Genomic DNA, 11,566 nt, shown 5'->3' with positions numbered 1-11,566 from the left:
GTACCTGCCCCAGGTCTCCGTCGGCGACACCGCCTACGGCGTCCCCTACGGCACGGCCTTCGGCGGAGGCGTCATGTACAACATGGACGTCTACGAGCAGCTGGGTCTGCAGGTGCCCAAGACCTGGGCCGAGTTCATCGCCAACAGCGAGAAGATCAAGGCCGCCGGCATCGCCCCGGTCGCCCAGACCTACGGCGACACCTGGACCTCCCAGCTGTTCGTCCTCGGGGACTTCCACAACGTGCTCGCCGCGGACCCGGACTGGGCCGAGAAGTACACCGCGGGGGAGGCGAAGTACGCCACCGACCCGGTCGCCATCAGGGGCTTCGAGCACCTGCAGGAGGTGCACGAGAAGGGGTTCCAGAACAGCGACTTCGCCTCCGCCAAGCTCGAGGACGGCATGCGCCAGCTCGCGGCCGGCCAAGCGGCCATGTACCCGATCCTCTCGGGGAACATCACGACGCTGCTGAGCATCGATCCCGCCGCGGGCGACCGCATCGGGTTCTTCGCCCTGCCGGGTGACGACGCGTCGACCAACGGACTGACCGCCTGGTACCCCAACGGCGTCTACATCCCCAGCACCACGACGGGGGAGGAGCTCGAGGCGGCGAAGGAGCTGGCCGCGTTCATCGCCAGCCCCGAGGGCTGCGAGGCGCAGAGCCAGGCGTCCCCGCCCACCGGTCCCTACCTGGTGGAGGGCTGCGAGCTGCCCGAGGACGTCCCGCAGGTCACCAAGGACGTGCAGGCGTACTTCGACGCCGACGCGCAGTCCCCGGCGCTGGAGTTCCTCTCGCCCGTCAAGGGCCCGGCTCTGGAGCAGATCACGGTCGAGGTCGGTTCCGGCATCCGCTCGGCCGCCGACGGTGCGGCGCTGTACGACCAGGACGTGGAGAAGCAGGCCCAGCAGCTCGGCCTCGAGGGCTGGTGATCCGCACCCCTGCCGACGCCCCGGCTCCGCCAGGAGCCGGGGCACCCCGCCGAGAGAGGTCACCGATGGCGACGACAGCTCCCGCACCCTCCCGCACGAAGCCCGCCACCGCCTCGCGCCGCGGCGCCGGGCGGCGGCGCAGCCCCTACCCGGGGTGGTTCTACCTGCCCGCCGCTCTCGTCTACGCGGTGCTCTTCCTCGTCCCGACCCTGCTGTCGTTCTACTTCAGCATGACCCGCTGGACGATCTTCGACAGCGAGTTCACCGGCCTGGATAACTTCGTGCAGTTCTTCCGGGAGCCGGCCCTGACGAAGGGCTTCGTCAACACCTTCATCTACGCGTTCGTCACCTCCGGCGCCAAGGTCGTGCTCGGCCTGGCCCTGGGGATGCTGCTGACGTCCCAGATCGTCGGGCGCGGGTACCTGCGCGCGGTGGTGTTCTTCCCCGTGCTGGTCTCCACCGTCGGCGTCGGCATCACCTTCCAGGTGCTCATGCACCCCTCGCGCGGGGCCATCAACGCGGCTCTGGCGTTCATCGGCACCGACGGGCCGCGTTGGCTGGTCGACCCGCAGCTGGCGCTGCTGTCGGTGGCGATGGTGGACGTCTGGAAGGGCGTGGGACTTGCCACCCTGATCTACATGGCCGGCATCGTGTCCATCCCCAAGGAGTACTACGAGGCCGCCAGGGTCGACGGTGCCGGGTCCTGGACGCTGTTCCGCAACGTCATCTTCCCGCTGTCGTGGCCGGCGACCTCCACCGTGATCACCTTGTCCCTGATCGGGGGACTGCGCTCCTTCGACCTGATCTGGGCGATGACGCGCGGCGGTCCCGGCTTCACCTCGGACGTGATCGCCTCGGTGATCTACAAGCAGTACCAGGCCGGTTTCTACGGCCTCTCGACCGCCGGCAACGTCATCCTCTTCATCGCGGTGACCGCGATCGTGCTGCCGCTGACGCGGTTCCTGGCCCGCAAGGAGGTCGAGCTGTGAGCTCCCTGACCACTCCCGCCCGCCGCCGCACCGCACCTGCGCGCTCCACCGCCGCCCCGGCGGCCGCGCGGGTGGGAGGGACCCGTGCGGCGCTGTACCGCTACGGCGTCGGCACGCTGGCGATCCTCGTCAGCGTGGTCGTCTTCATCGTCCCCTTCCTCTTCATCGTGCTGACCGCGGTCATGGACGCGGAGCAGGCCAGCGAGTTCCGCTTCGCCCTGCCGCGCGAGTTCCAGGCGTGGCAGAACCTGGTGGAGGTCGTGCAGACGCGCGACTACCTGCTGGTGATCGCGTTCATCAACTCCACCACCCTGACGGTGGCCAGCGTGGCGCTGCTGGTGGTGTTCGGCTCCATGGTGGCGTTCGTCCTGCAGCGGCGCGCCACCCGCTTCAACGCTCTGATCAACTTCCTGGTGCTGGCCGGGCTCATCATGCCGCCGGCGGTGGTGCCCACCATCTGGGTGCTGCAGCGCATGGGGATGTTCGGCACCATGCCGGGCCTGATCCTGGTGGAGGTCGCCTTCGGCCTGTCCTTCACGATCCTACTGTTCCGGGCGTTCATCTCCACCATCCCGCGCGAGCTGGACGAAGCGGCCGTCCTCGACGGGGCCGGGCCGTTGCGGTTGTTCTTCCGGGTGATCCTCCCGCTGCTGCGCCCGGTGCTGGTCACGGTGGTGCTGGTGCAGTCGGTGGCGGTGTTCAACGACTTCCAGACCCCGCTGTACTTCCTGCCGGGGGATGCCGGGGCGACGGTGCAGCTGACCCTGTTCAACTTCCAGAGCCAGGACCTGACGACCTACAACCTGCTGTTCATGGACATCCTGCTGATCACGATCCCGATGCTGGTGCTGTACCTGTTCTTCAACCGCCAGATCGTCGCCGGCATGACCTCCGGCGCCGTCAAGGGCTGACAGTCCCGCACGCACCCGCCCCACCCACCCCACCACGGAGAGCCGATGCCCCCCACCTGGCGCGCGACCATGATCGCCGCTGACGCCGACCACGACGGTGCCCCGCTGCTGCGCCGCCGCTTCACCCTCGAGCCCGGCCACGGCGAGGTGCGCCGCGCCGTGCTGCACGTCACCGCGCAGGGCGTCGTCGAGACTCACCTCGACGGCGTGCCCGTGTCCGACGACGTGCTCGCCCCGGGCTGGAGCAGCTACGAGTGGCGGCTGCGCTACCGGACCCACGACGTCACCGGTGCCCTGCGCGAGAGCGGCGGTGAGCACGTGCTGGGCCTGGCGCTGGGCAACGGCTGGTCGCGCGGTCGCCTGGCCTGGGGCGGGGGACGCGCCTACTACGGCGATGACCTGGGTGGCTTCGCCCAGCTGGAGGTGGAGTTCGCCGACGGGCACACCCAGTTCGTCGTCACGGACGAGGCGTGGGAATCGCACGCCTCGGCCGTCACCGCGAACGACCTGTACGACGGGCAGAGCATCGACGCCCGCCGCCTGGACCCGGCCTGGGCCACCGTCGGCGGCGACCGCGAGGGGTGGGGCGGCGTGCGCACCCTGGAGTTCGACACCGGGCGGCTGACCGAGCACGTCGGTCCGCCGGTGCGCCGGCAGGAGGTGCTGCCCGCGCAGCGGGTGTGGACGTCGCCGTCGGGCAAGACCCTGGTCGACTTCGGGCAGAACCTGGTGGGGTGGGTGCGCTTCAGCGTGCGCGGCGGAGCCGGCTCCACCATCACGATCCGGCACGCGGAGGTGCTCGAGCGCGAGGAGCTGGGCACCCGTCCGCTGCGCAGCGCCGAGGCCACCGACCGCTTCACCCTCTCCGGGGGTGAGGACTCCTTCGAGCCGACGTTCACCTTCCACGGGTTCCGCTACGCCGAGGTGGACGGCTGGCCGGGCGAGCTGCGTCCCGAGGACCTCGAGGCCGTCGTCGTCCACTCGCAGCTGCGGCGCACGGGGGAGTTCGAGTGCTCGAACGAGCTGCTCAACCAGCTGCACCGCAACGTGGTGTGGGGGACGAAGGGCAACTTCCTGGACGTGCCCACCGACTGCCCGCAGCGCGACGAGCGCCTGGGGTGGACCGGCGACCTGGCGGTCTTCGCCCCGACGGCGGCGTACCTGTTCGACGTGCGGGACTTCCTGCGCGACTGGCTGCGCGACATGGCCCTGGAGCAGCGCCACGGCGGCGGCATCGTGCCCTTCGTCGTCCCCGACGTGCTGAAGTACCTCCCGCCGCACGACGAGTTCCGGGACCCGGACTCCACCGCCGTGTGGTCCGACGTGGCCGTCTGGCTGCCGTGGGCGCTGCACCAGGCGTACGGCGACGACGAACTGCTGGCCGAGAGCTACCCGGCCATGGCGCTGCACGTCGACCACGTCGCCGGCCTGCTCTCGGAGACCGGTCTGTGGGACACCGGCTTCCAGTTCGGCGACTGGCTCGACCCGGACGCGCCACCGGACGAGCCCGCCGCCGCCAAGGCCGACAAGGGCGTCGTCGCCACCGCCTGCGTGTTCCGCAGCGCCCGCACCACCGCCGACGCCGCCCGCCTGCTCGGGCACGAGGAGGACGCCGGGCGCTTCGACGCCCTCGCCGAGCGCGTCCGCGCGGCGTTCCTGGAGCACTACGTCGACGAGCAGGGCCTCGTGCTCAGCGACTGCGCCACCGCGTACGCGCTGGCCATCGAGTTCGGGCTCCTGGAGGGCGAGCAGCGCGCGTGGGCGGGCGACCGCCTGGCGGAGCTGGCGGAGAAGGCCGGCTACCGCGTCTCCACCGGTTTCGCCGGCACCCCCTACGTGACGGGGGCGCTGAGCAGCACCGGCCACCTGGACACCGCCTACCGGCTGCTGCTGGAGGAGCAGTGCCCGTCCTGGCTGTACCCGGTGACGATGGGCGCCACCACGATCTGGGAGCGCTGGGACTCCATGCTCCCCGACGGCACCATCAACCCCGGGCAGATGACGAGCTTCAACCACTACGCCCTGGGCGCGGTGGCCGACTGGGTGCACCGCACCGTCGCCGGCATCTCCCCGCTGGAGCCGGGCTACCGCAGGGCGCTCATCGCCCCGCAGCCCGGTGGGGGCCTGACCTGGGCCAAGGGCTCCCTGGACACCCCGCACGGGCGACTCGCGGTGCACTGGCGCCTGGAGGGCGGGCAACTGTCCGCCGAGGTGACGGTGCCCGAGGGCACCACCGCCGTGCTGCGCCTGCCCGGCGAGGGCGAGCGGGAGCTGCCGGCCGGCACCCACCGGGTCGGCGCCGGTTCCTGAACCCCGCGCGGTGCCCGGGTCACGGCCCGGGCACCGCGCTCGTCTCTGCCGAGGAGCAGCGTGCACCAGCGAACCCCGCACCGAGGGGAGGGAGGGTGACGTTCGCGGCGGTGCCGCCGCGCCCCGCCCCGGCACCCGCCGAGACCGCCGGCCTGGCACCCTTGGCGGTCGTGGCGACCGTCAAGGAGGTGGCCCAGCGGGCCGGGGTCTCGCTGGGCACCGTCAGCAACGTCCTCAACCGCCCCGAGGTGGTCTCCGAGGCGCTGCGCGCGCGCGTCGAGCAGGCCATCGCCGAGCTCGGGTTCGTGCGCAACGAGTCCGCGCGGCAGCTGCGGGCGGGCGTGAGCCGGACCATCGCCGTCGTGGTCCTGGACGTGGCCAACCCCTTCTTCACCGACCTGGTGGCGGGTGCGGAGGAGGTCGCCGAGCGCCACGGCGCCCTCGTGGTGCTGTGCAACAGCGGCAACGACCCGCGGCGCGAGGCCCGTCACCTGCTGCGCCTGCAGCAGCAGCGGGTCCTCGGCGTGCTGCTCAGCCCGGTGCACGACGCGCCGAGCAGCGCCCTGGAGTCGGTGCGCTCGCACGGCACGCCGGTGGTGCTCGTCGACCGGGGGGCGCCCACCGCGGAGAACTCCTCCGTCGCCGTGGACGACGTGCTCGGCGGGCGGCTGGCCGGGGAGCACCTGCTGGAGCGCGGGCACCGGCGCCTGGCGTTCGTCGGGGTGCCGGCCGGGCTGCGCCAGGTCGACGACCGCCTCGCCGGGTTGCGGCGGGCGGTCGGCGCGGCCGGGTCCGTGGAGGCCGTCAGCGCCAGCGGCCTGACGGTGCGCGCCGGCTCCCAGGCCGCGGCGGCCCTGTTCGCGGGGGAGGACCCGCCCACCGCGGTGTTCTGCGCCAACGACCTGCTGGCCCTGGGGGTGCTCAACGAGTGCGTGCGCCGCGGGGTGCGGGTGCCGCACGACCTGGCGATCGTCGGCTACGACGACATCGGGTTCGCCGCCACAGCCGCCGTGCCGCTCACCTCGGTGCGCCAGCCGCGCGAGGTGCTGGGCCGCACCGGGGTGGAGCTGCTGCTGGCGCAGGTGGAGGGCCGGCCGGCCCGGCAGCTCGTGTTCGAGCCGGAGCTGGTGGTGCGCCGCTCCAGCGACCGCAAGATCGAGCGCTGAACCCCGCCCCCGTCAGCGCGCCGGCGGGGCGGCGGTGCTGGCGCGCACCCGCAGGTCCACGGCGAGGTCCATGCGCGGGGCGGCCGGTTCCTCCCCGTCGGCCAGCGCGAGCAGCAGCCTCGTGGCGGCCTCGGCCATCTCGTGCAGCGGCTGGTGCACCGTGGTCAGCTCGGGCCCGACCCACTCCGCGGCGGGCAGGTCGTCGTAGCCGACGACGGACAGCTCACCGGGCACGGCGACGCCCAGGTCGCGCGCGGCGCGCAGCACCCCGAAGGCCATGAGGTCGTTGCAGGCGAACACGGCGGTGGGCCGGTCGGGGGCGGCGAGCAGTTCGCAGGCGATCCGCAGGCCCCCCTCGACGGAGAAGTCGCCGGCGTGCACGAGCTCCTCCCGGTAGGGCAGCCCGGCCTCCAGGAGGGCGTCGCGGTAGCCGCCCAGGCGGGCGCGGCTGCAGAAGGTGTCCAGCGGGCCGGTGATGACGGCGACGTCGCGGTGACCCAGCTCCAGCAGGTGCCGGGTGGCGATCAGCCCGCCGTGGTAGTTCGCCGAGCCGACCGAGGCCACCCCGGGTTCGACCTCGCCGATGGGGTCGACGATGACGTGCGGGATGCCGCGCGCCACCAGCTGGGTGCGCTGGCCGTCCTCGAGGTCGGAGAAGACCATGATGACCCCGGCGGGGCGGCGGGCCAGGACGCTGGCGAGCCACTCCTGCCGGGGGCGGTGCGCGCCCAGGCACTCGGAGAGGACGACCTCGACGCCGGCGGGGCGCGCGGTGCGCTCCACGCCGCGGATGACCTCCACGGCCCACGGGTTGCCCAGCTCGTTGAAGACCAGGTCGATCAGCCGCGGCCCGGGGGGTGGCCCGCTGCGGCGGCGCTGGCGGTAGCCGTGCTGGGAGATGATCCGCTCCACGCGCGCGCGCGTGCTCTCGGCCACGTCGTCGCGGCCGTTGATCACCTTGGAGACGGTGGGTACGGAGACCCCCGCCTCGGCGGCGAGCTGGGCCATGGTCACGCGGGGCGGGGCCACGTCGTCTCCTCGTTCGTCGTCGGCACGTCGCACACCCTGCCGCGCCCCCGTGCCAGGTGGTGCCCGGCGTGTCCGCGGGCACGGAGGGTGTCGTCCTCGTTGACGCTGCGGGGTGCGGCTGTCTAGTGTCGAATCTATCGGCTCATAGCCGAAAGTTTCGACTGGAGGCAATGGTGCCCTACGGACGACCGAACGACCAGGGCCTTCCCTGGTTCGCCGGCAGCGAGCCCTGCTGGCTGCCGCCGCGACGCGCGGCGGTGCTCGCCACCGCCCGCGCCACCGTCCTCGGCGACGACCCCGTCACCGCGACGCTGCGCGAGGACCTGCAGGTCCTGGCCGCCGCGGCGGGCGGGCAACCGGCCGGGGACGCGGCCGGCGGACGGCGCCTCGTCGTCGGCGCCCTGCCGGAGCTGAGCGCGCAGGCCCTCGGCCCGGCGCTCGCCGGCGCGGTGGAGGACGCCGGCGTCCCCGCCGGCGAAGGTTTCGCCGTCGTCGCCCGCGGCGACGAGGTCCTGCTGACCGCGGCGCGTCCCGCCGGGCTGCGGCACGGGCTGGGCTGGCTGACCCGCCGGTTCCCCGGCGGCTGGCCGGACGCGGACCTCACCCACGTCGAGGAGCCCCGCACGGACCTGCGCGTGCTGGACCACTGGGACAACATGACCGACGGCCCCATGGGCGTCGTCGAGCGCGGCTACGCCGGTGACTCGATCTTCTTCGCCGACGGCCGCGTGCGCACCGGCGACGCCGACCTCGCCCGCGTGCGCGACTACGCGCGCCTGATCTCCTCGATCGGCGTCAACGCCGTGTGCCTGAACAACGTCAACGTCCACGCCACCGAGGCGCACCTGCTCGACGAGCACCTCGCCGACCTCGCCCGCCTCGCAGCGGTCCTCGACGTCCACGGCGTGCGCACCCTGCTGAGCGTCGACTTCTCCGCCCCGATGTCCCTGGGCGGCCTCGACACCGCCGACCCGCTCGACGAGCGCGTCGGGGCCTGGTGGACCGAGGCGACGAAGCGGGTGGCGACCACCCTGCCCGGTTTCGGCGGGTACGTCGTCAAGGCGGACTCCGAGAACCGTCCCGGCCCGCACACCTACGGGCGCACCCACGCCGACGGCGCCAACGTGCTGGCCGCCGCGCTCGCCCCCTTCGACGCGCTGGTGTTCTGGCGCTGCTTCGTCTACGACTGCCACCAGGACTGGCGCGACCGCTCCACCGACCGGGCCCGCGCCGCGCACGACCACTTCGCGCCCCTGGACGGGGAGTTCGCGCCCAACGCGGTGCTGCAGGTCAAGAACGGGCCCATGGACTTCCAGGTGCGCGAGCCCGTCTCCCCGCTGCTCGGGGCGCTGCCGCGCACCGGCGTCGCCGTGGAGTTCCAGATCACCCAGGAGTACACCGGTCAGCAGAGGCACCTGTGCCACCTGGGCACCCAGTGGAGCGAGGTGCTGCGCTTCGACCTGCACGCCCACGGCGGCGGGGAGCCGCTGCGGGTCGCCGACGTCGCCGCGCGCAGCCGCCGGCGGGGGGGAGCCCCCACCGGGATCGTCGGCGTCGCCAACGTGGGCACCGACGCCAACTGGACGGGGCACGCGCTGGCGCAGGCCAACCTGTACGCGTTCGGCCGCCTCGCCTGGGACCCGGAGCTCGACCCGCGCGACGTGCTGGGCGAGTGGGTCGAGCAGACGTTCGAGCTGCCCGGCGACCTCGCCGCGGAACTGGCGACGGTGATGGAGCGCTCCTGGTCGGTGTACGAGTCGTACACCGCGCCGCTCGGCGTCGGCTGGATGGTCCGGCCCGGCCACCACTACGGCCCCGACGTCGACGGCTACGAGTACACGCCCTGGGGCACCTACCACTTCGCCGACCGCGACGGCATCGGCGTGGACCGCACCGTCGCCACCGGCACCGGGTACGCCGGCCAGTACGCCCCGGGGTGGGCCGGGGTCTACGAGGACGTCGCCACCTGCCCCGACGAGCTGCTGCTGTTCTTCCACCACGTGCCCTACGCGCACGAGCTGCGCAGCGGGAGCACCGTGATCCAGCACGTGTACGACACGCACTTCGCCGGCGTGGAGGCCGTCGAGGGCTTCGCCGCCACCTGGGAGCGCATCGCCGCGCACGTCCCCGGTCCCGTCGCGCGCAACGTGACCGAGCGCTTCGCCGAGCAGTTGCGCAGCGCGCGCGAGTGGCGCGACCAGGTCAACACCTACTTCTTCCGCAAGTCCGGCGTCCCCGACGCCGCGGGCCGGCGCATCCACTGACGCGATCGTCCCGCACCACCCGAGCACTCGACGAGGAGGACGAGATGGCTGTGAGCACCCCGCCGGCCAAGCGGTTGCGCTCGCGCGCACCGCTGGCCGACGCGGCCGCCGTGCGCGCGCCACGGACCACCTGGCGCAGCGCGCTGCGCAAGGACTGGCGGCTGTACTCGCTGCTGGTGCTGCCGCTGCTGTGGTTCCTGGTGTTCAAGTACCTGCCGATGGCCGGCAACGTCATCGCGTTCCGCCGCTTCACCCCCGGCGGCAGCGTCTTCGGCGAGGAGTGGGTCGGCCTCGACTACGTGCAGATGTTCATCGACGACCCGACCTTCTGGGCCGTCTTCAGGAACACGCTCGTCCTGGGCGGCCTCACCCTGCTGGTGGGGTTCCCCGCGCCCATCATCTTCGCCCTGCTGCTCAACGAGCTGAAGGCGCGGCGGTTCAAGCGGTTCGTGCAGACCGCCTCCTACCTGCCGCACTTCATGTCGATCGTCATCGTGGTCGCCATGATCATGCAGCTGGTCTCGCTGCGCGGGACGATCAACCAGGTCGTCGGCCTCTTCGGCGCCGACCCGGTGAACTTCATCCAGAACCCCGACTGGTTCCGCACGATCTACGTCACCAGCGACGTCTGGCAGACGATGGGCTGGGGCGCGATCCTCTACCTCGCGGCGCTGACCACGATCGACGACTCGCTGTACGAGGCGGCCCGCATCGACGGCGCCAACCGCTGGCAGCAGACCTGGCACGTGACGCTGCCGGGCATCGCCCCCACCGTGGTCACGCTGCTCATCCTCAACATCGGCAGCTTCCTCGCCGTCGGCTTCGAGAAGGTCCTGCTCCTGCAGAACCCGCTCACCTACGAGACGGGAGACGTCATCTCCACCTACCTGTACCGGGTCGGTCTGCAGTCGAACAGCTTCAGCTACGCGACCGCCATCGGCCTCTTCGAGTCCCTCATCGGCCTGGTCCTGGTCCTGTCGGCGAACGCGGTGTCCCGCCGCGTCGCGGGATCGAGCCTGTGGTGAGCGCGGTCCAGGCGCCTTCGCCGCGCAAGGGCCGCGCCGGCGCCCGCGCCGCCAAGCCCGTCGTCTCCGTGGTGGCCGACACCCCCGGGCAGCGCCGGTTCAAGGTGTTCGCCGTCGTGGTGCTGTCCCTCGTGGTCGCCGTCACGCTGTACCCCTTCGTCAACGTGCTGGCCCAGTCCTTCAGCGACTCCGCGAACATCGCCGCCGGCAAGGTGAACCTGTTCCCGCGCGGCTTCAACGTGGACACCTACCGGGTCGTCATGAGCGACCGCGACTTCTGGGTCGGGTACCGCAACACGATCGTCTACACGGTCCTCGCCACCGCGATCTCGATGGTCCTGACGACCTGCTTCGCCTACGCCACCAGCAAGAGGCACCTGAAGGGCCGCAAGGCCTTCATCCTCTTCGCCGTCTTCACCATGTTCTTCAACGGCGGCATCATCCCCAACTACGTCCTGGTCACCAGCCTGGGGATGCGCAACACCGTCTGGGCCGTGGTCCTGCCCAGCGCCATCAGCGTCTTCAACGTGCTGGTGATGAAGACCTTCTTCGAGGCCATGCCGGAGGAGCTGGAGGAGGCCGCCTCCATCGACGGCCTGAACACCTACGGCATCCTGCTGCGCATCGTCCTGCCGCTGAGCAAGGCCGTGCTGGCGACGATGCTGCTCTTCTACGCGGTCAGCCACTGGAACTCCTGGTTCCAGGCCTTCCTGTACCTGGACGACAAGGACATGTTCCCCGTCACGATCTACCTGCGGAACATGATCGCCGGGGTGTCCAGCACCGCGTCCTCCGGAGCGGAGGCGTCCGACATCGGCATGATCTCGGCCAACATCCAGTCCGTGACGATGGTGCTCATCGTCCTGCCCATCGTCTGCATCTACCCCTTCATCCAGAAGTACTTCGTGTCGGGCGTCATGCTCGGCTCGGTCAAGCAGTGACAG

Annotated in this window: 9 protein-coding genes; 8 read left to right on the top strand and 1 reads right to left on the bottom strand. The window is 71.8% G+C overall.

Features of this window, described 5'->3' with window-relative positions; all coding sequences use genetic code 11:
- From V9U69_RS16800 to V9U69_RS16780, 5 genes are all read left to right on the top strand, one after another.
- Positions 1-928, top strand: a 928-nt coding sequence (locus V9U69_RS16800) for an ABC transporter substrate-binding protein (protein WP_337063004.1), incomplete at its 5' end; no start/stop codon positions are given.
- 65 nt (positions 929-993) lie between these two features.
- A complete protein-coding gene (locus tag V9U69_RS16795) occupies positions 994-1,917 on the top strand; it encodes a carbohydrate ABC transporter permease (protein ID WP_337063003.1) in 924 nt (307 codons plus the stop codon).
- 71 nt (positions 1,918-1,988) lie between these two features.
- A complete protein-coding gene (locus V9U69_RS16790) occupies positions 1,989-2,828 on the top strand; it encodes a carbohydrate ABC transporter permease (protein WP_442907802.1) in 840 nt (279 codons plus the stop codon).
- A gap of 45 nt (positions 2,829-2,873) precedes the next feature.
- Positions 2,874-5,138: a family 78 glycoside hydrolase catalytic domain gene (locus V9U69_RS16785; protein ID WP_337063001.1), complete on the top strand. Its 2,265-nt coding sequence runs from the start codon at positions 2,874-2,876 to the stop codon at positions 5,136-5,138.
- 170 nt (positions 5,139-5,308) lie between these two features.
- Entirely contained in the window at positions 5,309-6,304 is a 996-nt protein-coding gene (locus V9U69_RS16780; RefSeq protein ID WP_442907801.1) for a LacI family DNA-binding transcriptional regulator, read from the top strand.
- 12 nt (positions 6,305-6,316) lie between these two features.
- On the opposite strand, the gene V9U69_RS16775 is transcribed toward V9U69_RS16780, so the two are convergent.
- The gene (locus tag V9U69_RS16775; RefSeq protein ID WP_442907800.1) at positions 6,317-7,312 is read right to left on the bottom strand and encodes a LacI family DNA-binding transcriptional regulator; all 996 of its coding nucleotides are present in this window, start codon (positions 7,310-7,312) and stop codon (positions 6,317-6,319) included.
- A gap of 194 nt (positions 7,313-7,506) precedes the next feature.
- Here V9U69_RS16775 and V9U69_RS16770 point away from each other — a divergent pair, with 194 nt between their 5' ends.
- The 3 genes from V9U69_RS16770 to V9U69_RS16760 all read left to right on the top strand — a co-directional run bounded on the left by V9U69_RS16770 (position 7,507) and on the right by V9U69_RS16760 (position 11,563).
- Positions 7,507-9,597, top strand: a complete 2,091-nt coding sequence (locus V9U69_RS16770; protein WP_337062998.1) for an alpha-glucuronidase — start codon at positions 7,507-7,509, stop codon at positions 9,595-9,597.
- A 44-nt stretch (positions 9,598-9,641) separates the two neighbouring features.
- Entirely contained in the window at positions 9,642-10,622 is a 981-nt protein-coding gene (locus V9U69_RS16765; protein ID WP_337062997.1) for an ABC transporter permease, read from the top strand.
- 71 nt (positions 10,623-10,693) lie between these two features.
- Positions 10,694-11,563, top strand: coding sequence for a carbohydrate ABC transporter permease (locus tag V9U69_RS16760; RefSeq protein ID WP_442907799.1), 870 nt, complete (start codon positions 10,694-10,696; stop codon positions 11,561-11,563).
- The last annotated feature ends 3 nt before the right edge of the window (positions 11,564-11,566 follow it).

It is taken from the genome of Kineococcus sp. G2, assembly GCF_037154035.1.
Lineage (GTDB): Bacteria > Actinomycetota > Actinomycetes > Actinomycetales > Kineococcaceae > Kineococcus.
The sequence above is the reverse complement of the archived record's forward strand: the minus strand, read 5'-3'. Positions and strand labels throughout refer to the sequence as shown.

Bases quoted from the DNA above. Each gene is read 5' to 3' on its own strand.
- V9U69_RS16795 (WP_337063003.1), top strand. From the start codon at position 994: ATGGCGACGACAGCTCCCGCACCCTCCCGCACGAAGCCCGCCACCGCC.
- V9U69_RS16785 (WP_337063001.1), top strand. From the start codon at position 2,874: ATGCCCCCCACCTGGCGCGCGACCATGATCGCCGCTGACGCCGACCAC.
- V9U69_RS16775 (WP_442907800.1), bottom strand. From the start codon at position 7,312: ATGGCCCAGCTCGCCGCCGAGGCGGGGGTCTCCGTACCCACCGTCTCC.
- V9U69_RS16765 (WP_337062997.1), top strand. From the start codon at position 9,642: ATGGCTGTGAGCACCCCGCCGGCCAAGCGGTTGCGCTCGCGCGCACCG.